We start from the raw sequence: 22,417 nt of genomic DNA, 5'->3' as shown, positions 1-22,417 counted from the left end.
GTTCGCCCGGATCAGGAGCGTCCATGTTCGGCAACAGCTTGCATTTCGAAGTCGGACCGGACTGGCAAGTCCACGTCTCCACCGATAGCTGGGCCGTCGCGACCCTGCTCGTGGCCGCCCTGCTGCTGGCGATTCTGCTGGCGAGCGTGATCTGCTACTACGTGACGCGCTCGATCATGCTGATGATCGTCAGCCGGCTCGCGCGCAAGGAAGGGCGCAAGTGGCTGATCGCGGCGGAGCGTCATCGCGTGTTTCACCGGCTCGCGCCGCTCGTGCCCGCGGCGATCGTCTACCTGTCGGCGCCGATGCTCTCCGGCCTCACGTTCCCGCTGATCCCGGCGCTCGGCCGGCCTTTGGCGATTCTCGCGGCCTGCTACATGGTCTACACGCTGGTGCGCGCGGCGCTCGCGCTGCGTGACAGCATCGACGAGCGCTACAGCCATTTTCCGTCAGCCAACGAAAGGCCGATCAAGAGCTTTCTGCAAATCGCCACCATCGTCGTGTATCTGGTCGCGCTGATCGCGGTGGTGTCGTTGCTGCTGGAGCGCTCGCCGCTCTATCTGCTGACAGGTCTGTCCGCCATCACCGCGCTGCTCATCATCATCTTCCGCGACTCGCTGCTCGGCTTCGTCGCCAGCATTCAGCTCGCGGCGTATGACATGCTGCGCGTCGGCGACTGGATCGAAGTGCCGGGACATGTCGCCGATGGCATCGTGGTCGATATCGCGCTCAACACGATCAAGATACGCAACTTCGACAACACGATCGTGATGTTGCCGAGCCAGATCCTTCTGACGCACAGCGTGAAGAACTGGCGCGGCATGTTCGAGTCGGGCGGGCGGCGCATGCGTCATGCGATTCACATCGATGCCGACACCATTCGCTTTCCCGACGACGCGCTGCTCGCCCGTCTGCGCGATGCGATCGAGGGTCCGCTCGCGGCGCCCGAAGGCCAGCGCCGCACGAATCTCGGCCTGTATCGGCTCTATCTCGCCGGATATTTCCGCGAGCATCCCGCCGTGCGACGCGATCTTCCGCTCGTGATTCGTCATGTGCAGTCCGCTGCGCCCGTCGTCGCGCTGGAGATATGCGTCTATATCAACGAGATACGCTGGGAGCGATACGAGAGTCTGCTCTCGGACATGCTCGATCACGCTTATGGTGTCGTGCCGCTGTTCGGCCTGCGCTGCTGGCAGAAAGAGCGCTCGTCGTCCGCGGCATCATGACGGCGATGAATCCGTGACCGCGGGCTCGGCGCGTCGCGCGGACTGTTCGACACGATGCTTCGGCACCGCTCGCAACGGAGCGAGCACGCGTCGAGCGTCATCGAGCTCTTTCTTCATCTCGTCGATGAGCCATTGCGCCACCGCGCGCGTGCTCTCCGAAGGGTTCGACGAGCGATGTTCGAGCACATAATTGCAGCCCGTTTCGATATAACGGTCCCACGCCGGAATGACCTTGCCTTCGTTGAGCGGCGCCGCGATCGCGAGCAGCCAGCCGAGCACGACGCCCTGGCCGAGCATCGCGCACTGCACGGCGAGCCCCGGGTCCGTGTGATGCACGGCCTCGCCGATGCCTCTATCGGACAGACCCGTCGCACGATGAAAATCCGCCCATGAAAGCGTAGTGACGTCGAGATGAATATAGGCGTGACCTTCGATGCTCTTCGGCGCATCGAGCGGACCGAACTCCGCGAGATAGTTCGGACTACAGATAGGAACGATGATCTCCGGGCACATCAGAAGCGGATCTTTCTCCGAGCCTGGCCCATGCAGACGGATGCCGAGGTCCGCGTCTTCGAGCGGTCCATACAGGCGGCCGGGCATCACCTGCAAGCGCAGATTGACGGAAGGAAACGCACGGCGAAAGTCGGCATAACGCGGCAAAAGCCACAGCGCGGCGAATCCGCTCGCGAGCGACAGCGTGACGATCTCGCCTTGCGCGTGATCGCGCTTGAGTTCGTCGATGGTATCGCCGATCTGCCCGAAGCCGGACGCGACGGCGCGCTGCAATGTTGCGCCGCGATCAGTCAGGGTTAGCCCTAGCTTCGTGCGCTCGAAGAGCTTGAAACCGAGCGCGTCTTCGAGCCGCGCCACCATGCGGCTCACCGCGACGGGCGTCACGTTCAGTTCGCCGGCCGCCTTGGTGAAGCTCAAAAGCCGCGCGGATGTTTCGAAGACCAGCAGTGCCTGAAGCGATGGAAGTCGGAGACTCATACAACACCATGTTATGGGGCATGCATCCATTTGTAATTTGACGGCGCGTATTGGCCTCCTTACCTTGGCTCCGACGCCCACTTCATCTGGCAGGCCATGACACACGACACCGATAACCGCGCCGCCGCACCTGCTTCATCGGATCCATTGCTTCAGCCGTTCACCCTCAAGCATCTCGTGCTCAGGAACCGCGTGATGAGCACGAGTCACGCAAGCCGCCTGACACGCGATGAATTCCCGCAAGAGGTCTATCAACGGTATCACGAGGAAAAGGCGAAAGGGGGTATCGCGCTGACGATGTTCGGCGGCTCGTCGAACGTGAGCCTCGACAGCCCGAACACGTTCCAGCAGATCAACGTCGGGACCGATGCCGTGGTGCCGCATCTGCGGCGCTTCTCCGATCGCGTGCATACGCACGGCGCGGCGCTGATGTGCCAGATCACGCATCTCGGGCGGCGCGGCGATGCCTACACGGAACCCTGGCTGCCGATGATCGCGCCATCGCCCGTGCGCGAAACGCTGCATCGCGCGGTGCCTCAGGCGATTCACGAGGCGGACATCAAACGCGTGATCCGCGATTTCGGTCTCGCGGCGCAGCGCTGCCGCGATGGCGGCCTCGACGGCATCGAAACGCATGCGGGCGGGCATCTCATCGGCCAGTTCATGGACCCGACCGTGAACCTGCGCACCGACAAATACGGCGGTTCGACGGCCAATCGCGTGCGCTTCGCGATCGAGGTCCACGAAGAGATTCGCAAGCAGGTGGGCGACGATTTCATCGTCGGCTTTCGCTTCGCGCTCGAAGACGGATGCAGCTTCGAGGAAGGGCTCGAGATGTCGCGCATCCTGCAGGGCACCGGCCTTTTCGATTTCTTCAATGTCACGTTCGGGCGCATGGACACGAAGATGTCGCTCGCGCTGAATTCGATGCCCGCGATGTTCGTGCCGTCCGCGCCGTGGCTGCCGAAGGCCGCCGCGTTCAAGCGCGCGGTCGATCTGCCCGTGTTTCATGCGGCCAAGATCGCCGATCTCGCCACCGCGCGCTATGCGATCCGCGAGGGCCTGCTCGACATGGTCGGCATGACGCGGGCGCACATCGCGGAGCCGCATCTCGTCAAGCTCGTCGAAGCGGGCAAGGAGGACGAGGCGCGGCCGTGCGTCGGCGCATCGTTCTGCCGCAATTTCCGCGCGACGTGCATCCATAATCCGGCGACATCGCGCGAGACATATCTCACGCATGACATAGCGGAGGCCGCGCAGAAGAAGCGCGTGTTGATCGTCGGCGCGGGACCGGCGGGACTCGAAGCGGCACGTATCAGCGCGACGCGCGGCCACGACGTCACCGTGCTCGAAGCGAACTCGACGGCGGGCGGACAGATGCTGCTCGCAGCGACGGGAAGCTGGCGGCGCGATCTCATCGGCATCGTGGACTGGCGCGTGTCGCAGCTCGACAAGCTCGGCGTCGACGTGCGCTACAACCACTACGCGGAATTGAGCGACGTGCTCGATCATGGCGCGGATGTCGTCATCATCGCGACGGGCGGGCTGCCGAATCTCGATGCGTTGCCGGGCGGCGAGCTATGCAAGTCCGTGTTCGACGCGCTCACGGAAACGGCGCCGCGCGAGGGCAGCGTGCTCGTCTACGACGGCACGGGCCGTCACAACGCGTACCTATGCGCCGAGCGCTATGTCGATGCGGGCCTCGATGTATCGCTCGCACTCATCGACAGCATGCCCGCGCAGGAAACCGGCGGACGCGGCGACGATCAGGTCTGGATGCGCAACATCGCGCGCTGGGATGTGCCGGTGCGCACGAACATCGAACTGATCGAAGTGAGCACGGCGGATAGCGGCAAGCGCCGCGCGGTGTTCCGTCATCATCTGACGAATGATCTCGTGGAGATGGAGGCGGATCATGTCGTCGTCGAGCGCGGCATGCTCGCGGTCGAAGATCTCTTCGAGGCGGCGCGCATGTATTCGATCAACGACGGCTATACCGATCTCGAAGCATTCGCCACGGGCAAGCCGCAGCCAGCGGCGCAACAAGGCGAGGAAGGGCAGTTCCATCTGTATCGCATCGGCGACGCGAGCGCGTCGCGCGACATCCACACGGCCATCTACGACGCCTACAGACTTTGCATGGCGCTCTGAAGGCACGTTCCATCCTATCCGCATGACGACATGACCGAGCGAGACTGACCATGACATTGCCGAAGGAACTCGTTGTCGCCGATCCTGGCCGCCGCAAGGCGATGAAAACGCTGGCCGCCGCGGGCGCGGCGACCCTCATCCTGCCGGGCGCGTCGACACTCGCGTTCGCGGCGACCGAGCCCACGCCGCAACGCGGCGGACGCATCCGTGTGGCGCTGGCGAACCAGTCGCTGATGGATTCGCTCGATCCCTCGAAGGGCACGCATACCGGCGACTATTCGCGCGCGTACATGTTCTATAGCGGCCTCACCGAACTCGACGCCGACTTCAAGACGCAAAACGCGCTCGCGGAAAAGCTCGAATCCGACGACTTCGTGAAATGGACCGTCACGCTGCGGCCCAACGTGCACTTCCACGACGGCAAGCCCTTCACCTCCGACGATGTCGTGTTCTCGCTGATGCGCCACAAGGACCCGGCGACGGCATCGAAGGCGAAGTCGATCGTGGACGGCATCAGCTCGGTGAAGGCGGTCGGGCCGCTGAAGGTGGAGATCACGTTGACGGAACCGAATGTCGATCTTCCCGCGCTGCTCGCGATTCCGCATCTCGTGATCGTGGCCGCGAACACGACGGATTTCTCGAAGGGCAACGGCACGGGCCCGTTCGTGTGCAAGGAGTTCACGCCGGCGCAACGCTGCATCGGCACGCGCAATCCGAACTTCTGGAAGCCGGGTCGTCCGTATCTCGATGAGGTCGAGATCATCGGCATCGGCGACGATGCGGCGCGCACCAATGCGCTGCTCGCGGGCGATGTGCAGCTCATCTCGCCGCTGCCCGCGCGCGATGTCGATCGCGTCAAGCAGACGGGCAAGGTGACGGTGCTCGAAAGCCCGTCGCAACTTTATTCGGACCTCGCATTGCGGCAGGACATGCTGCCGACGAAGAGCGCGGACTTCAACGAAGGCATCAAGTATCTGCACGACCGGCAGCGCATCGTGACCGTGATGCTGCGCGGTCACGGCACGCTCGCGAACGATCATCCGGTGCCGGAGTGGCATCCGTATTTCATGAAGGGATTGCCGCAGCGCGCATACGATCCCGACAAGGCGCAGTTCCACTTCAAGAAGGCCGGCACGCCGGGCGCGCGCGCAGAGATCATCGCGCCGCCATCGGTCGAGACCGCGCTCGATTCCGCGATGATGATCCAGCAGGCCGCGAAGCAGGCGGGCATCGACATCAACGTGCGCCGCGTGCCCGCCGACGGCTACTGGACGACCTACTGGATGAAGTACCCGATGACCTACGGCTCGATTCTGCCGCGCCCGACGCTCGATCTGCTGTACACGCAGTTCTTCCGCTCGAATGCGAACTGGAACGAGTCGGGCTGGAAGAACGAGCAGTTCGATCAACTGCTGGTGCAGGCGCGCCGCGAACGCGACGAAGCGAAGCGCAAGCAGATATACGGCGATATGCAGACGATCATCTACGAGAAGAACAGTCTCGTGATTCCGGCGTTCATCAACTTCATCGACGCGCAGAGCTCGACGCTGCGCGGATTGAAGGGCACGCCATCGGGCCGCGTGATGGGCTATCGGTTCGCGGAGTTCGCGTGGCTGGAGAAAGCGTGAACATCGGTCGCACCGATGTTCACGGCCGGGTTACCACAACGCCTGGCTCGTCAGCGCGAATTGCGTGAGCGATTCATCGGCGGATGGCGTGCCGTTCAGCGCCATCTGCTCGATGGTATCGACGAGCGGCAGCCCGAGCCCTTCGAGCCACGCGGAAAGCCCGTAGCGCAGCGGTGTATCGACACGCACGAACATGCCCGCGTTCAGCGCGAGCCAATAGCTGATCAACGCCTTCGCGCGGCTCTGGTCCGGCGATTCGGGCGCGATCACCGGGCCGATCACATGGCCGTCGCCGAAACGGCGGAAGAGCGCGAAGCCGATGAGTTCGCCATCGCGATCGAGCGCGATGCCGCTCGCGACATCGAGCAGTTCCGGCAGCAACCCGGTGCGATCCATTCCGCTCGCACGCGAGGCGAGTTCGGCGAGACGCGGCGTGTCCTTCGCGCCGATCGGACGCAGCCGTTCGCCCGGCGGAAGCGAGACGAGCGGCGGCTGAAAGGCCGCGCCCTGATGCTGATGAATCGTGTCGATGTGCGTGAAGCCGCGTGCCTCGCACAACGGCTTGCCTTCATTCGATGCGTGAATGAGCAGCATGCGCGAGCCGAGCGTCGCGATCAGACGATCGAGCAGTCCGCGTCCGATGCCGCGCCGCTGATGCTCCGGCGACACGATGAACATGCCGAGCGTTGCGGCATCCGCGCCGAATTGCCACGCGAGCGCCGTGCCGACGACCCGGCCCTGGCTGTCGACGGCGGCGAAGCCATGGCCGAGACGCGCCGCGAAGCGCAGGTCGTCCGGACGATGCCGCCATTTGACGGACGTGGTCAACGCGTGCGCTGCGGGGATGTCATCGAGCGTGAAAGCCCGGTATTCGATCACATCGTTCTTGCTCGAGTCGGGCACGCCGGCCTCCTCACTTTGAAGACATTTACCGTGACTGTGACACCGCGCAGCGCGCATGGCTAGGACGATCTTCCTGTCCCGCGCGGCACATGGGCCGGCGCGCGTGGTGCAACGCAAAACCGCAGGTTATCGCGGCAAGAACGCGCGCGCTGTGCCGAATCGGCAATTTTGTCAGCGAAATATGCCGGTGCGCTGGTCCTACGATAAAGCCATGTCAACGCAACATCCCGGAGGAGGACTCACGCATATGGACCGGTTCGATCCTGCCAGCATCGCCATCAGGAGCGGGCACTTCATCGGCGGCGAATTGATCGATGCGGGCGCGTCGCGCATCGACGTATCGCGGCCATCGGATGGCGTCGCGTATGCATCGGTGCCCGTCGCCGATGACGCGATGATCGACTACGCCGTGCAGAACGCATACAGCGCGTTCAGGAAGAGCGACTGGGCGCGCCGCGCGCCACGCGAGCGTGCACGCGTGCTGCGCAAGTTCGCCGATCTCGTCGCCGCCGATGCCGCGAATCTCGCGCCGCTCGAAGCGCTCGGCTCGACGCGTCCCGTGCGCGATGCCTACAACTGGGACGTGCCGTTCACCGCCGAAAGCATCCGCTTCTATGCGGAGTTCGCCGACAAGATCGGCGGCGATGTCGCGGCGACGGACCATCGGCATCTGGGCATGACGATCGCCGAGCCGTATGGCGTGATCGGAGCGATTGCGCCGTGGAATTTTCCGCTGGTGATGGGCATATGGAAGACCGCGCCCGCGCTCGCGGCGGGCAACGCGGTCGTGCTGAAGCCTTCGGAGATGACGCCTTTTTCCGCATTGCGTCTCGCCGAACTCGCGCTCGAAGCCGGCGTGCCGCCGGGCATCTTCAACGTCGTTCAGGGCGATGGCCGCACGACCGGCGATGCGCTCGTGCGTCATCCGCGCATCGGCAAGGTCACCTTCACCGGATCGACGCGCACCGGCGCCGCGATCATGGCCGCGTGCGCTGAGACGGGCACGAAGCCCGTCACGCTCGAACTCGGCGGCAAGAGCCCGCAGATCGTCTTCGCCGATGCACCGCGCATCGACGAAGTGGCGCGGCGCATCGCGGGCGCGATCACGGGCAACGCGGGGCAAGTGTGCGTCGCGGGCTCGCGGCTGCTCGTGCAACGCGCGATCGCGGATGAGTTGACCGAACGCATCGCGCAAGCCTTCAGCGAGCTCAAGGCGGGTCCGACATGGGCAGCCGGCACGACCTTGCCGCCGATCATCTCCGAGCCGCAGGCGCAGCGTATCGACGCGATCGTTCAACGCAGCATCGCGGGCGGCGCGACCTTGCGTTGCGGCGGCAGACGCGCGGATGCCGCGACGCCCGGCGCGTTCTATTCACCGACCTTGCTGTGCGACGTCACGCAGGACAGCGACGCCGTGCGCAGCGAAATCTTCGGCCCGGTGCTCACGGTGCAGTCATTCGACACCGAAGAAGAAGCGCTCGAACTCGCCGCGCATCCCGAATACGGTCTGGCGGCGGGCGTGCATACGGCGGACATCGGCCGCGCATTGCGCATGGTGCGCGGCATCGAAGCGGGCACGGTATGGGTCAACCGTTATGGACGCACGAGCGACTTCGTGATTCCGACGGGCGGCTACAAGCGCTCGGGCATCGGCAAGGATCTCGGGCGGCAGGCTTACGAAGCGAATCTGCGCTTCAAGAGCGTGCTCATCGATACCGAAGGCTAAGGCAGACCAGCAAGCACGAACGTTCGAAAAAGCCGCCGCATTTTCTGCTGTGGCGATGCCTCAAAACGCATGACTTGTATCGTCGCGAGGCACGCATTCAACGCCATCAGTCATTTTTGCCTTGTTTAAATTTTTCATAACGAATCGCTGTTCCTTGTTTTCACCACTGAACTCCGGACGGGTTCATCACACGACAGGACTGACACCATGATCGATTTCGAGCCGAAGTACATCACATTCGACTGCTACGGCACGCTGACGAAGTTCCGCATGGCCGATATGGCGCGCGAGATGTACGCCGACCGCCTGCAAGGCGACGACCTGGAGCAATTCGTCAAGTTCTTCTCGGGCTATCGTCGCGATGAGGTGCTCGGCGCATGGAAGCCGTACCGCGACGTGATCGTCAACGCGGTGCGCCGCACGTGCGAGCGCATGAACGTCGAGTTCAACGAAGCCGAAGCCGAGAAGTATTACCTCGCCGTGCCGACGTGGGGCCCGCATCCGGACGTGCCGGAAGGCCTCTCGCGCCTGGCGAAGAAGTACAAGCTCGTGATTCTGTCGAACGCATCGAACGATCAGATTCAAAGCAACGTCGACAAGCTCGGCGCGCCGTTCCATCGCGTGTTCACGGCGCAGCAGGCGCAGTCGTACAAGCCGCGCATGCAGGGCTTCGAGTACATGTTCGATCAACTGAACTGCAACCCGGAAGACGTGCTGCATGTGTCGTCGAGCCTGCGCTATGACCTGATGACCGCACACGACATGGGCGTCAAGCACAAGGCGTTCGTGAAGCGCGGCCACGAGCCGGGCACGCCGTACTACGAGTATTACGAAGTGGACACCATCGGCGATCTCGCCGGCCAACTCGGTCTGTAATCAACGCCACTTCACGCGAGCAATGCCGATGAAACTCGACTCCTACTGGCTCGACTCCACGCCCGCGATGGTCTCGACGTGCGAAGGCCCGGCCGATGGTCAGACCGATGTCGCCGTGATCGGCGGCGGGTTCACGGGTTTGTCGGCGGCGCTCGCATTGGGCAAACGCGGCGCGTCGGTCGTCGTGCTCGATGCCGGGCGCATGGGCGGCGGCGCGTCGGGACGCAACGGCGGTCAGTGCAATACGGGCGTCGCGCAGGATTATGCGGCGCTGCGCTCGCAACTCGGCGTAGAGCGCGCGCAAGGCTGCTATCGCGCGTATGCGGCGGCCGTGAGCACCGTCGAGCGTTTGATCCGTGAAGAGAACATCGATTGCGACTATCTCGCGTCGGGCAAGCTGAAGCTCGCCGCGAAGCCGCATCATCTGGAACACATCGCGAAGACCGCCGAGTTGATCCGGCGCGAAGTCGATCCCGACATCGATCTGCTCGATCGCGAGCAGGTCCGCAATGAAGTGCAATCGGATGCCTTTCATGGCGGCCTGTTGCAGCGTCATGGCGGGCAGATGCATATGGGCAAGTTCGCCGCCGGACTCGCGCAGGCCGCGGTGAAGCAAGGCGCGCGTCTCTATGAGCACGCTGAAGTCACTGCGATCGCGAAGGAAGGCGGCGCGTATCGAATCGATTCGAAGCGCGGCACGTTGCACGCGAAGCAGGTGTTGATCGCAACGGGTCCGTCGAAGCACGGCCCGTTCGCGTGGTATCGGCGCAGGCTCGCGCCGGTCGGCTCGTTCATCATCGTGACGGAGCCGTTGCCCGCGGATCAGCTGCAACGACTGATGCCGAATCGACGCTCGTACACGACGAGCCGTCTGATGCACAACTACTTTCGCGTCACGCCCGATGCGCGCCTGCTGCTCGGCGGACGCGCGCGTTTCACCGCATCGGAGCGTCCATCGGATGCGAAGAGCGGGCGCATTCTGCAAGCGAATCTCGCATCGATCTTCCCGAGTCTGGCCGATGCGCGCATCGACTATTGCTGGGGCGGACTCGTCGATATCACCGCCGACCGCCTGCCGCGCGCGGGCCAGCACGACGGCATCTATTACTCGATGGGCTACAGCGGCCACGGCACGCAGATGTCGACGCACATGGGCCAGGTCATGGCCGACGTGATGAACGGCAACGCGGACGCGAACCCCTGGCGCGATTTCGACTGGCCCGCGATTCCGGGTCATACGGGCAAGCCGTGGTTTCTGCCGCTCGTCGGCGCGTATTACTCGATCAAAGACGTGTTCTATTGAAGCATCGGAAGCAAAGACAGGCGGCCTTCATATAACGATCAAGCCGTCGAACATTTACAGCCCCTATCGCGGAGAAGTTCATGAGCATCGACAAATCGCCTGAAGCACTCGCCCATGCCGATGCCGGCAAACGGCTCGAAGAACTGACGCGCCGTGGCGCGTCGCGGCGCAACGTACTGCGTGCGATGGCCGCGGGCGGACTTCTCTCGGTGACGGGCGCGGGGCTTCTGACCGCGAGCGGCGCCGCGTTTGCGCAGGACAAGCCGAAGCAGGGCGGACGCATCCGCGTGGCGACGCAGTCCTCGTCCGCCGCCGATACGCTCGATCCCGCCAAGGGCGCGCTCGGCACCGACTATGCACGCGCGTTCATGTTCTATAGCGGCCTGACGGAACTCGACAATCGTCTCGGCGCGAAAATGGCGCTCGCCGAATCCCTGGAAACGAAGGACGCGATCGTGTGGGTCGCGAAGCTGCGCAGCGGCGTGCAGTTCCACGACGGCAAGTCGCTCACGCCGCAGGACGTCATCTATTCGCTGATGCGCCATAAGGATCCGGCGGTCGGCTCGAAAGCGAAGACGCTCGCGGATCAGTTCAAGGAGGTCAAGGCGACCGGCCCGAACGAACTGACCATCACGCTGACGGGCGCGAATGCCGACCTGCCGGTGATTCTCGCGGACTCGCACTTCCTCATCATCAAGGATGGCACCACGGACTTCAAGACGGCCGTCGGCACGGGCCCGTTCAAGCTGAAAGAGTTTGCGCCGGGCGTGCGTACCGTGGGCGTGCGCAACGAGAAGTACTGGAAGCCGGGCATGCCGCATCTGGACGAAGTGGAGCTGATCGGCATTGCGGATGAACCCGCACGCGTGAATGCGCTCATGTCGGGCGACGTGCAACTCATCAACGCGGTGAGCGCGCGTTCGACCGAGCGCATCAAGGGCACGCCGGGCTTCGCGGTGCTGGAAACGAAGACGGGCCAGTACACCGATCTCATCATGCGCGACGATGGCGGCATCACGGGCAACGCGGACTTCCGCCGCGGCATGACGTATCTGATGGACCGCGAGCAGATGCGCAAGACGATTTTCCGCGGCTATGGCGCGATCGGCAATGATCAGCCGATCGATCCGAGCAACAAGTACTACATGTCGGGTCTGCCGCAACGCGCCTTCGATCCCGACAAGGCCAAGTTCCACTTCCAGAAGGCGAAGGTCGGCAATACGCCGATTCAGCTGTATGCGTCACCGGCGGCGGAAGGCTCCGTCGAAATGGCCGTGCTGATGCAGCAGGTCGCGCCGCAGGCGGGCATCAATCTGCAAGTCGTGCGCGTGCCTTCCGATGGCTACTGGTCGAATCACTGGATGAAGCATCCGCTCGGCTTCGGCAACATCAACGCGCGCCCGAGCGCCGATGTGATCTTCACGCAGTTCTTCAAATCCGACGCGCCGTGGAACGAAGCCAACTGGAAGAGCGCGCAGTTCGATCAGATGCTGGTCGCCGCCCGTGGCGAGCCGGACGATGCGAAGCGCAAGAAGATCTACGGCGACATGCAGGAGCTCGTGCACACGGATGGCGGCATCGGCATTCCGATGTTCCAGAGCTCGCTCGACGCGCACACGTCGAAGCTGAAGGGCCTGGGCGGCATTCCGCTCGCGGGCCTGATGGGCTGGATGTTCGCGGAGAACGTGTGGCTCGAGGCATGAGCGTGCTTTGACACCGGACGCGCGCCGTGCCTGTCATGGCGGCGCGCGCTGTCGAACCCTTCAACGAGAGGCGATATCCGATGAAAGTTCATGCGCAACGACTCGTCGCCGCGCGCCTCGGCCTCGCGCTGCTCACGCTGTGGATCGTGTCGATGGTCGTGTTCGGCATCACCGGTCTCTTGCCGGGCGATGCCGCGCAACAGGCGCTCGGCCAGGCCGCGACGCCCGAGCAGGTGGAAGCGCTGCGGCATCAGTTCGGCCTCGATCAACCCGCGATCACGCGCTATGTGCAATGGCTCGTGCATGTGGTGACGGGGAACTTCGGCACGTCGCTGTCGAACAATCTGCCGGTCAGTGAACTGATCGCGACGCGCCTGCCGAATTCGCTCGTGCTCGCGGGATTGACGGCGCTCGTGTCCGTGCCGCTCGCCCTCCTGATCGGCATTCTCTCGGCGATGTATCGCGGCTCGCTCGTCGATCGCACGCTCAACGTGCTCACGCTTTCCACTGTCGCCGTGCCGGAGTTTCTCGTCGCGACCATCGCCGTGCTGATCTTCGCGGTGAAGCTGCGCTGGCTGCCTGCGCTGTCGTATCTGTCGGACGTGTCGTCGTTCGGCGGGCTCGTGCGAACGTATGCGATGCCCGTGATGACGCTCTGCTGCGTGATCGTCGCGCAGATGGCGCGCATGACGCGCGCGGCGGTGCTCGATCAGCTGAACGCCTCGTATGTGGAAATGGCCTTGCTCAAAGGCGCTTCGCCGATGCGTGTGGTGTTGCGGCACGTGCTGCCCAACACCATCGGGCCGATTGCCAACGCGGTCGCGCTCTCGCTGTCGTATCTGTTCGGCGGCGTGGTGATCGTCGAATCGATCTTCAACTATCCCGGTCTCGCGAGCCTCATGGTCGATGCCGTCACCAATCGCGACATGCCGCTCGTGCAGGGCTGCGTGATGGTGTTCTGCGCGGCATATCTCGCGCTCGTTCTCATCGCCGATCTGGCTCAGATCGTCTCCAACCCGAGGCTGCGTCAACGATGAATCGGAACGTCTCTTCTCACGCCACGACCGTGCTATACGACCAGCCACCCGCCGATGCGCCGCAGGAGCAGGCGCCTGCCGTCACGAAGCGCGGCATGTTGAGCCGCCTCGTTCACCGCTTTTCGGTGCTGGGGCTGATCGGCCTTTTCATCGTCGTGTTCTGGCTCGCGGTCGCGTTCATCGGGCCGGTCATCGCGCCATACAAGGGCGGCGCGTTCACGTCGACGGAAGTCTTCGGCTCGTACAGCGCGGCGCATTTGCTGGGCACCGATTATCTCGGCCGCGACATGCTGAGCCGCATTCTCTACGGCACCCAATACACGGTCGGCCTCGCGCTCGCAGCGACGGTGGCGGCGAGCGTCATCGGCACGTTCTTCGGTCTGGTTGCAGCCGTTTCAGGCCGTTGGGTCGATGAAGTCCTGAGCCGCCTTTTCGATGCGCTCATCTCGATCCCGAGCAAGATTCTCGCGCTCGTCGTCATCGCGGCATTCGGCTCGTCCATTCCGATGCTGATGATGGTCGCCGCGCTCGCGTATATCCCCGGCGCGTTCCGCATCTCGCGTTCGCTCGCGGTGAACATCATGACGCTCGAATACGTGCAGGTGGCGAAGGCGCGCGGCGAGAAGCTGTTTTATATCGCGCGTGTCGAAGTGCTGCCCAACATGATTCATCCGATGCTCGCGGACTTCGGCCTGCGCTTCGTGTTCATCGTGCTGCTGCTTTCGGGCCTGAGCTTTCTCGGCCTCGGCGTGCAGCCGCCGAACGCGGACTGGGGCTCGCTCGTGCGCGAAAACATCGGCGGTCTCGCGGAAGGCGCGCCCGCCGTGCTGATGCCCGCGGTCGCCATCGCGACGCTGACCGTCGGCGTGAATCTGCTCATCGACAGCCTGCGTCGTCACGGCGCGCGTTCGCATGGAGGCGGCCAGTGAATACGAACATGATCGAAGTGAGAGGCTTGCGCGTCGTTGCGGGCGCGGCGCCCGATCCGGTGGTCGAGATCGTGAAGGGCGTCGACTTCACAGTGAAGAAGGGCGAAGTGCTCGCGCTGATCGGCGAATCGGGATCGGGCAAGACGACGATCGCGCTGGCGCTGCTCGGGCATGCGCGCGGCGGTTGTTCCATCGCGGGCGGCTCGGTCAGGCTCGGCGATACGGATGTCTTGTCGCTCGATGCGAAGGGCCGGCGCGCATTGCGTGCGCGCACGATCGCGTATGTCGCGCAGAGCGCATCGGCGGGCTTCAATCCGGCGCGCACGATCATGGATCAGGTCACCGAGCCCGCGTTGCTGCACAAGCTGATGACGCCCGCCGCCGCACGCGAGAAAGCCATCGGCCTCTTTCGTTCGCTCGCGTTGCCGAGTCCCGAGACCATCGGCGACCGTTATCCGCATCAGGTGTCGGGCGGTCAGTTGCAGCGCTTGATGGCGGCGATGGCGTTGATCACCGATCCCGCTGTCGTCGTGTTCGATGAACCGACCACCGCGCTCGATGTGACCACGCAAATCGAAGTGCTCGCCGCGTTCAAGGGCGTCGTGCGCGAGCTGGGCACGACAGCGGTGTACGTGTCGCACGATCTTGCTGTCGTCGCGCAGATGGCGGATCGCATCGTCGTATTGAACGGCGGACGCGTGCGCGAAAACGGCGCGACCGCGCAAGTGCTCGATGCGCCCGTCGACGACTACACGCGTCAATTGCTCGCGGCCACGCGCCGGCCCGAAGTCGAACTGTGCGCGGCCGATGCAGCGAAGGAAACGCCGCTGCTCGAAATCCGCAACCTGAGCGCGGGCTATGGCCGCATCGACGCGAACGGCGTGCCCGCCGTGCGCGTGCTCGACGACGTGAGCCTGAAGATCGCGCGCGGCAGCACGCTCGGCGTGATCGGCGAATCGGGCTCGGGCAAGACGACGCTCGCGCGCGTGATCGCGGGCCTCGTCGATCGTGCGCGCGGCGATGTGCTGCTGGACGGAAAGTCCCTGCCCGCGAAGCTATCGGAGCGCACGCTCGATCAATATCGCCGCGTGCAGATCGTGTTCCAGAACGCCGATACCGCGCTGAACCCGAGCCGCACGATCGCCGATATCCTCGCGCGCCCGATGAACTTCTATCACGGCCTGCGTGGTGCGCCAGCGCAAAAGCGCATGCTCGAGCTGCTGGATCTCGTGAAGCTCCCGGCATCCATCGCGAAGCGGCAGCCGGGCGGCTTGTCGGGCGGACAAAAGCAGCGCGTGAATCTTGCGCGTGCGCTCGCGGCGAATCCCGAGCTCATTCTCTGCGATGAAGTGACGTCCGCGCTCGATACGGTCGTCGGCGCGGCGATCCTCGATCTGCTCGCGGAACTGCGCCGCGAACTGAACGTGTCGTACATGTTCATCAGCCACGACATATCGACGGTGCGCGCGATCTGCGATGAAGTGATCGTGCTCTATGCGGGCCAGTGCGTCGAAGCCGGTCAGCGCGATGCGCTTTCGCATCCGCCGTATCACCCGTACACGGGTTTGCTGGTCGATTCGGTGCCCGCGCTGCGTCCTGGCTGGCTCGACTCGCGCCGCGCGATGGCGCTCGGCGCGTTGCCCGCGCTCGGCCCGGAAAGCGATGCGCGCGAACTGTGCAGCTTCCGTTCGCGCTGCGCGGCGCGCATCGACGGCAAGTGCAATGTGACGCCGCCCGAGAAGAAGACTTTGCCATCGGGCGCGCAGATTCTCTGCCATCACAGCGCCGACGATCTCGCGCGCATGCAGTCGATCGAAACGGTGACGGCATGAGCGGACGCTTCGTCAGAGTCGCAGAGAAAGGGCGCAGGACGTTCGAGATCGTCATCGACGGCAGGCGCGCGCTTGCAGCCGAAGGCGACACGTTGATGGTCGCGTTGCTGACCTCGCAAGAAGACCTGCGCGATTCGGAGTTCGGCGACGGCCGCCGCGCGGGCTTCTGCGTGATGGGTGCGTGCCAGGACTGCTGGGTGTGGACCGCGGGCGGCGAACGCTTGCGCGCGTGCACGACGCAGGCGGTGGAAGGCATGTCGATCGTCACGCGCCTTTCGGTTGCCGAGGAGGGCGTATGGCCGCGACAGTGATCGTGATCGGCGCGGGGCCGGCGGGCGTGCGCGCGGCGCAGGCGCTCGTGGAGGCGGGCTTGCGTCCTGTGGTCATCGATGAAGGCAGGCGCGATGGCGGGCAGATCTATCGTCGTCAGCCTGAAGGTTTCACGCGCACGTATGAGACCTTGTACGGCACCGAAGCAGAACGCGCGCGTGGATTGCATGATGCGTTCGATGCGTTGCGCGCGAAGATCGACTACGTGCCCGATACGCTCGTGTGGAACATCGAGCCGAATGCGGTGCATGTGGTGAGCGGCGCGCGTCATCGCAAGATCGCTTTCGATGCGCTCGTCATATGCAGCGGCGCGACGGATCGTCTGATGCCCGTTCCCGGGTGGCACCACGCAGGCACGTATAGCCTCGGCGGCGCACAGGTCGCGTTGAAATCGCAGGGCTGCGCGATCGGCTCGCGCGTCGTGATGATGGGCACCGGACCGTTGCTCTATCTCGTCGCCGCGCAATATGTGAAGGCGGGCGCGACGGTGAGCGCGGTGCTCGATACATCGACATTCGCGCAACGTATCCGCGCGTTGCCGCAATTGCTCGCGATTCCTTCGACGCTTAAGAAAGGCATCGCGTTGATGCGCGTGCTGAAGGACGCGCGCGTGGCGGTTCATCGCGGGATTACGCCGGTTGAGATCGAAGGAACGCCGGAGCACGGCGTTCAAGGCGTGCGCGTGAAGCAGGCCAACGGCGCCACGCTTCAGGTGGATTGCGATGCGGTCGCGCTCGGCTATCACTTGCGCTCCGAAACGCAACTCGCCGATCTCGCGGGCTGCGAATTCCGCTTCGATCAGGCGTTGCAGCAATGGCTTCCCATTGCCGATATGGACGGCCGCAGCAACGTCAAGGGCGTCTATCTCGCGGGCGATGGCGCACGCGTGCGCGGCGCCGATGCGGCCGAACGCGCGGGACGGCTTGCGGCGCTGGCCGCGTTGAAGGACATCGGCATGAAGCACGATGCCGCCGAAGCCGACAAGTTGCGCATGCAACTAAACCGCTTCACGCGCTTCGCGGCGGGCTTGCGTACGGCGTTCCCATGGCCCGCGCGTTTCGCGGCCGCGTTGCCGGATGAAACGATCGTGTGCCGCTGCGAAGCGATTACCGCTGGCGAGCTCAGACACGTCGTCAATGAAATGGGCGCGAAAGAAGCGAATCGCGCGAAGGCGTTTTCACGCGTCGGCATGGGCCGATGCCAGGGCCGTTTCTGCGCGCATGCGGGCGCGGAAGTCATCGCGGCGGAAGCACGCGTGCCGCTCGAAGCGGTGGGTCGCCTGCGCGGGCAAGCACCCGTCAAACCTCTGCCGATGGCGCTCGCGCCGCACAAGGACATGGAGACGAGCGAATGAGCGAGCGCGCCGATGTGATCGTGATCGGCGGCGGTATCGTCGGCACGACGACCGCCTTCTTTCTGCGCCGGCGCCAGCGCTCGGTGATCGTGCTCGAACGCGGTTTGACCGGACAGCAGGCGAGCGGCGTGAACTTCGGCGGCGTGCGCCGGCAAGGACGCGCGCTCGAACAACTCGCGATGTCGAATCGCGCGCTCGAAACATGGCGGCGTTCGCGCGAATTGCTCGGCGAGGATGTCGAGTTCCTGCCATCGGGTCATACGCGCGTGTGCTATAACGCGCATGACGCGGAATATTTTCACCGCTATGCCGCCGATGCGCGCGACTACGGTCTCGATCTCGAAGTGCTCGAAGGCGTGGCGATGTTCAGGCGCTTTCCGTTTCTCGGCCGCGACGTGCTCGCCGCATCCATCTCGCCGCTCGATGGTCACGCGAATCCGCGTCTCGCCGCGCCCGCTTTCGGACGCGCGGCGGCGCGGCTCGGCGCGCACATCGTCGAGAACGTGGACGTGGTGCGCGTCGAGAAAGAGGCGGGAGGCTTTCGCGTGGACACCGCAACGGGCGGCGTATATCGCGCGGAGCAAGTGCTGATCTGCGCGGGCGCATGGGCCAACGCGCTATCAACGCAATTCGGCGAGCCCGTGCCGCTCACCGCACGCGGCCCGCAGATGGCCGTGACGGAACCCGTGCCTTACGTCTTCAAGTTCTCGATGGGCGTGTACACGTCGATCAAGGAAGAGAGCGTGTATTTCCGGCAGATTCCGCGCGGCAATATCGTGCTCGGCGGTGGCCCGCCCGGTCCCGCCGATGCAGGCACGCGACGCGCTTCCGTGCTGCCCGACAACACCGTCGCGCAGATGGCGCAGTTTCGCCGCATGGTGCCCTCGATGCGCCCGCTCCATGTGATTCGGGTGTGGAGCGGCGTCGAAAGTTATCTGCCGGATTCGGAGCCGGTGATCGGCCCGAGTTCGAAAGCCGATGGTCTCTTCTATGCATTCGGCTTCAGCGGATCGGGCTTTCAGATCGGCCCGGGCGTCGGTGAAACGCTCGCGGAATTGCTCGATACCGGCAGCACGCCCATCGATCTCGCTTCGTTTTCCATCAGACGATTTCAGCGCGCTCCGTCGACGCACGCCGAATCGGTCATCTCCGAGACTTCGCCATGAGCCAAGCCAATCTCGTCGACGCGCTCGCCTATATCGAAGCCAATTTCGACAAGACCGTGAGCCTTGCGCAACTCGCGGATCTCTCGGCGCTGAGCGTGTCGCGTTTTGCGACCGTGTTTCGCGAGCAATTCGGGCTTTCGCCTTACAAGTACCTGTGCGAATTGCGCGTGCGGCGCGCGCAGACCTTGTTGCTCGCGGGCGTGCCGGGGTCCGTCGTCGCGACGGAAGTGGGCTTCTTCGATCAAAGCCATCTGGCGCGGCATTTCAAGCGGTTGTGCGGCATGACGCCGAGCGCCTTTGTCGAGCGCACGCGCAAGAAAGCGCGCTCAGCCGAGTTCGATGCCGGTCTGATGAAGCGCGTCGCGCAAGCAGAGCCGCGGGTATTTGCTCTCGACGACGCGCATGTCGCTTAGCGCTTCCTGGATGATCCATTCGCGCACATCGGCGACGATGGGCCGCACGGGCCGGTTCGGCGGCGTGAGCAGACAACAGCGCCGGCTCGTGACGATCAGCTCTTCTTCGGTCGGCACGAGCGCGCCTTGCGCGAGCCAGTGCGATGTCACGTTCAGCCATCCGAGCGCGATGCCCTGGCCGAGCAGCGCCGCCTGCACGACGATCGCGTAATCGTTGAAGCGCAACATGCCCGCCGCATGACGCTCCTTTTCGGCGAACGCATGAAAGCGTTCATGCCAGCCGCGTTCCTCGTCATCCATGACGATGACCGTATCGCCATGCGCGCGCGCCGCATCGGTTTGCGCGAGTTCGTGATAACGCGGATTGCAAAGCGGCAAAAGCATTTCGGGCATCACGAGCACGGCGTTTTCATCGATCTCTTCATCATGCAGAAAACGCATGCCGAGATCGACATCGACGAGCGGCCCGCCGATACGCCCCGATATCAGTTGAAACCGCAGATCGACGGAAGGAAACGCCTCATTCAGACGGCTCATGCGTGGCATCAGCCAATGCGTGGTGAAGCCCGTGGACACCGACAGCGTGACCGTTTCGATGCCCGTCGCGCGCGCCTCGATTTCGCGGATCGCGCTCTCGATGCCGCTGAAGCCTTCCGATATCTTGCGATAAAGAATCTCGCCGCTTTCCGTGAGTTCGATGCCGCCGCGCACGCGCTCGAAGAGCCGCACGCCGATATGGTCTTCCATGCGCGCGAGCATGCGGCTGACGGCCGGCTGACTCACATAAAGCTCTTGTGCGGCGCGTGTGAAATTCCCGCAGCGCGCGGCGGCCTCGAATACGAAAAGCGCATTCGCGCTGGGCAGTTTTCTTCGAAGGTTTGGCATGACTTCATGTTATGCCCGATCCAACAATTTTGGAATTGCCGTCAAAAACATCGCGACTTAGTATTTTCCCAACCGCTCTCTTTCTGACGAGATGAACGACATGGACGTACGCGCGAAAACCGGAGTGTCGATCAGGTCCGCCACCAAGCGCTACGGCGCGGTGACAGCGCTCGAGGACGTATCGCTCGATATCGCGCCCGGCGAGTTCGTCTCGCTGCTCGGGCCTTCGGGTTCCGGCAAGACGACGCTGCTCGGCATTCTCGGCGGCTTCGTTCAGCCGTCCTCGGGCAGCGTGTGGGTCGGCGAGCGTGACATTACATTTGCGCCGCCACACAAGCGCGATATCGGCATCGTGTTTCAGAACTACGCGCTCTTTCCGCACATGACGGTCGGCGAGAACGTCGCGTTCTCGTTGCGCGCGCGTCGTGAGCCGAAGTCGACGTGGGCGAAGCGCGTCGCGGATGCCCTCGCGATGGTCGAGCTCAAAGGTTATGAAAGCCGCAGCATTCATCAGCTTTCGGGCGGACAGAAACAACGCGTGGCGCTTGCGCGCGCAATCGTGTTTCAACCGCAACTGATCCTGATGGACGAGCCGCTCTCCGCGCTCGACAAGCAATTGCGCGAGACCATGCAGATCGAATTGCGCAGGCTGCATCGCCAGCTTGGCGCGACCATCGTCAACGTGACGCACGATCAGCGCGAGGCGCTCACGATGAGCGATCGCGTCGCCGTATTGAAGGACGGCAGGCTCGTGCAGATCGATACGCCGGAGCGCCTGTATGACCGTCCCTGCGATGCGTTCGTCGCGAGCTTCATCGGCGAAGCGACGATGCTCGATGTCACGCGCGCCGGCGACGATGCCGTGCGCCTCGGCGATACCGTTCTTCGCACCGCGCATCCCTTGCCGCGCGGCGAAAAGCTGCTTCTCGCGGTGCAAACGGAAAAGCTCGTCATCGACGGCGAGAATCGTCATGCGAATGCCAACCGCCTTTCCTGCCGCGTGACCGAAGTGCTCTATCAAGGCGAAAGCCTGCGTGTGTTCGCCGCGCTCGCCGACGGCACCGCGATCAGTCTCCGGCAACCCGGCAGCCATGAAGCGCGCAAGCGCATTCCCGCGCCGGGTGCGTTCATGACCGTCGCGCTCGATCCGCAAGACACGATCGTCGTGTCGGCCTGATTTCTTCTCACCGCCTGTGCACGGGCGATTCCGACTGCAAACGTAGATGCGCAACCCGTAGAGGATGAAGCAATGAATCTCACCGATTTCAAGGTCCTGACGTTCGATGTCGTCGGCACGCTGATCAACTTCGAAAAGGGCGTGCTGGATTCCGTGCGCCGTCTGGGCGGGCCGAAGGCGAAGGACCTCACCGACGACCAGATCTTCGAGCCGTACATGGAAGGGCGCGCGAAGTATCCGGGACGTTCGAGCCATGAGATGGCGAACGTGTACCTGCACCTCGCGAAGAAGCTCGGCCTGCCCGATGACGCGCAATCCGCCGCTGCGTTTCAGCGCGACGTGCTCGAATGGCCCGCGTTCGAGGATTCCGTTGCCGCGTTGAAGCGTCTGCGCAAGCACTTCCGTCTGGTGGCGATGACGAATGCGGATCGTGTCGCGTTGTCGGCATACGCGCACACGCTCGGCAATCCCTTCGACGATACCGTGTGCTGCGATGAAACCGGCGTCGCGAAGCCCGATCCGCAATTCTTCGCCTATAACCGCGGGCGTCAGGCCGCGTTCGGCTACAAGTTCGAGGAGATCCTGCATACGGCGCAGAGCCAGTATCACGATATCGGTATCGCGACGAAGCTCGGCTATGCGACGTGCTGGATCGAGCGGCGTCAGGGCATGAAGGGCTTCGGCGCGACGCCGGTGCCCGAAAGCGTGACGACGCCCACCTGGAAGTTCGCGACGCTCGCCGCGCTCGCGGATGCCGTCGACGACGCAGTTCGCGCCGCCGCGTGACG

Annotated in this window: 19 protein-coding genes; 16 read left to right on the top strand and 3 right to left on the bottom strand. The window is 64.0% G+C overall.

The window, feature by feature from the left end; translation table 11 throughout:
• Nucleotides 1-23: 23 nt before the first annotated feature.
• The gene (locus AWB78_RS23755) at nucleotides 24-1,226 is read left to right on the top strand and encodes a mechanosensitive ion channel family protein (protein WP_062608433.1); all 1,203 of its coding nucleotides are present in this window, start codon (nucleotides 24-26) and stop codon (nucleotides 1,224-1,226) included.
• Here AWB78_RS23755 and AWB78_RS23750 read toward each other — a convergent pair.
• Nucleotides 1,221-2,216, bottom strand: a complete 996-nt coding sequence (locus AWB78_RS23750) for a LysR family transcriptional regulator (protein ID WP_062608432.1) — start codon at nucleotides 2,214-2,216, stop codon at nucleotides 1,221-1,223. The two genes, AWB78_RS23755 and AWB78_RS23750, sit on opposite strands and share 6 nt — an antisense overlap.
• A gap of 96 nt (nucleotides 2,217-2,312) precedes the next feature.
• Here AWB78_RS23750 and oye point away from each other — a divergent pair, with 96 nt between their 5' ends.
• Entirely contained in the window at nucleotides 2,313-4,367 is a 2,055-nt protein-coding gene (gene oye / locus AWB78_RS23745; protein WP_062608431.1) for a multifunctional alkene reductase/demethylase OYE, read from the top strand.
• A gap of 50 nt (nucleotides 4,368-4,417) precedes the next feature.
• The gene (locus AWB78_RS23740; protein ID WP_062608430.1) at nucleotides 4,418-5,995 is read left to right on the top strand and encodes an ABC transporter substrate-binding protein; all 1,578 of its coding nucleotides are present in this window, start codon (nucleotides 4,418-4,420) and stop codon (nucleotides 5,993-5,995) included.
• A 30-nt stretch (nucleotides 5,996-6,025) separates the two neighbouring features.
• Here AWB78_RS23740 and AWB78_RS23735 read toward each other — a convergent pair whose 3' ends face one another.
• A complete protein-coding gene (locus AWB78_RS23735; RefSeq protein ID WP_082883407.1) occupies nucleotides 6,026-6,955 on the bottom strand; it encodes a GNAT family N-acetyltransferase in 930 nt (309 codons plus the stop codon).
• 190 nt (nucleotides 6,956-7,145) lie between these two features.
• On the opposite strand from AWB78_RS23735, the gene AWB78_RS23730 reads away from it, so the two are divergent.
• From AWB78_RS23730 to AWB78_RS23680, 11 genes are all read left to right on the top strand, one after another.
• The gene (locus AWB78_RS23730; RefSeq protein WP_062608428.1) at nucleotides 7,146-8,624 is read left to right on the top strand and encodes an aldehyde dehydrogenase family protein; all 1,479 of its coding nucleotides are present in this window, start codon (nucleotides 7,146-7,148) and stop codon (nucleotides 8,622-8,624) included.
• 207 nt (nucleotides 8,625-8,831) lie between these two features.
• Complete coding sequence (locus AWB78_RS23725; protein ID WP_062608427.1) at nucleotides 8,832-9,500, top strand: haloacid dehalogenase type II; 669 nt, start codon at nucleotides 8,832-8,834, stop codon at nucleotides 9,498-9,500.
• A 28-nt stretch (nucleotides 9,501-9,528) separates the two neighbouring features.
• Nucleotides 9,529-10,803, top strand: a complete 1,275-nt coding sequence (locus tag AWB78_RS23720; protein WP_062608456.1) for an NAD(P)/FAD-dependent oxidoreductase — start codon at nucleotides 9,529-9,531, stop codon at nucleotides 10,801-10,803.
• An 80-nt stretch (nucleotides 10,804-10,883) separates the two neighbouring features.
• Nucleotides 10,884-12,506: an ABC transporter substrate-binding protein gene (locus AWB78_RS23715; RefSeq protein WP_062608426.1), complete on the top strand. Its 1,623-nt coding sequence runs from the start codon at nucleotides 10,884-10,886 to the stop codon at nucleotides 12,504-12,506.
• A gap of 80 nt (nucleotides 12,507-12,586) precedes the next feature.
• Complete coding sequence (locus AWB78_RS23710) at nucleotides 12,587-13,543, top strand: ABC transporter permease (protein WP_062608455.1); 957 nt, start codon at nucleotides 12,587-12,589, stop codon at nucleotides 13,541-13,543.
• Complete coding sequence (locus AWB78_RS23705; RefSeq protein ID WP_062608425.1) at nucleotides 13,540-14,472, top strand: ABC transporter permease; 933 nt, start codon at nucleotides 13,540-13,542, stop codon at nucleotides 14,470-14,472. Before AWB78_RS23710 ends, AWB78_RS23705 begins: the two co-directional genes overlap by 4 nt.
• An 8-nt stretch (nucleotides 14,473-14,480) precedes the next feature.
• Entirely contained in the window at nucleotides 14,481-16,304 is a 1,824-nt protein-coding gene (locus tag AWB78_RS23700) for an ABC transporter ATP-binding protein (protein ID WP_062608454.1), read from the top strand.
• Nucleotides 16,301-16,615 (top strand): (2Fe-2S)-binding protein, encoded by a 315-nt coding sequence (locus AWB78_RS23695; RefSeq protein ID WP_062608424.1) that lies wholly within the window; start codon nucleotides 16,301-16,303, stop codon nucleotides 16,613-16,615. The genes AWB78_RS23700 and AWB78_RS23695 overlap by 4 nt, the downstream gene beginning before the upstream one ends.
• Nucleotides 16,600-17,988 (top strand): FAD/NAD(P)-dependent oxidoreductase, encoded by a 1,389-nt coding sequence (locus tag AWB78_RS23690; protein WP_062608423.1) that lies wholly within the window; start codon nucleotides 16,600-16,602, stop codon nucleotides 17,986-17,988. Before AWB78_RS23695 ends, AWB78_RS23690 begins: the two co-directional genes overlap by 16 nt.
• Nucleotides 17,985-19,154 (top strand): NAD(P)/FAD-dependent oxidoreductase, encoded by a 1,170-nt coding sequence (locus tag AWB78_RS23685; protein WP_062608422.1) that lies wholly within the window; start codon nucleotides 17,985-17,987, stop codon nucleotides 19,152-19,154. Before AWB78_RS23690 ends, AWB78_RS23685 begins: the two co-directional genes overlap by 4 nt.
• On the top strand, nucleotides 19,151-19,567 hold the full coding sequence (locus AWB78_RS23680; protein ID WP_062608421.1) for a helix-turn-helix domain-containing protein: 417 nt from the start codon (nucleotides 19,151-19,153) through the stop codon (nucleotides 19,565-19,567). Before AWB78_RS23685 ends, AWB78_RS23680 begins: the two co-directional genes overlap by 4 nt.
• On the opposite strand, the gene AWB78_RS23675 is transcribed toward AWB78_RS23680, so the two are convergent.
• Nucleotides 19,481-20,452: a LysR family transcriptional regulator gene (locus AWB78_RS23675; protein WP_062608420.1), complete on the bottom strand. Its 972-nt coding sequence runs from the start codon at nucleotides 20,450-20,452 to the stop codon at nucleotides 19,481-19,483. The genes AWB78_RS23680 and AWB78_RS23675 overlap by 87 nt on opposite strands.
• 100 nt (nucleotides 20,453-20,552) lie before the next feature.
• On the opposite strand from AWB78_RS23675, the gene AWB78_RS23670 reads away from it, so the two are divergent.
• A complete protein-coding gene (locus AWB78_RS23670) occupies nucleotides 20,553-21,629 on the top strand; it encodes an ABC transporter ATP-binding protein (RefSeq protein ID WP_062608453.1) in 1,077 nt (358 codons plus the stop codon).
• 72 nt (nucleotides 21,630-21,701) lie between these two features.
• On the top strand, nucleotides 21,702-22,415 hold the full coding sequence (locus AWB78_RS23665) for an HAD-IA family hydrolase (RefSeq protein WP_062608419.1): 714 nt from the start codon (nucleotides 21,702-21,704) through the stop codon (nucleotides 22,413-22,415).
• Nucleotides 22,416-22,417: the final 2 nt, after the last annotated feature.

The organism is Caballeronia calidae, from assembly GCF_900044055.2.
In the GTDB taxonomy this organism is placed as follows: domain Bacteria; phylum Pseudomonadota; class Gammaproteobacteria; order Burkholderiales; family Burkholderiaceae; genus Caballeronia; species Caballeronia calidae.
This window is presented reverse-complemented; position numbering and strand designations above follow the sequence as displayed.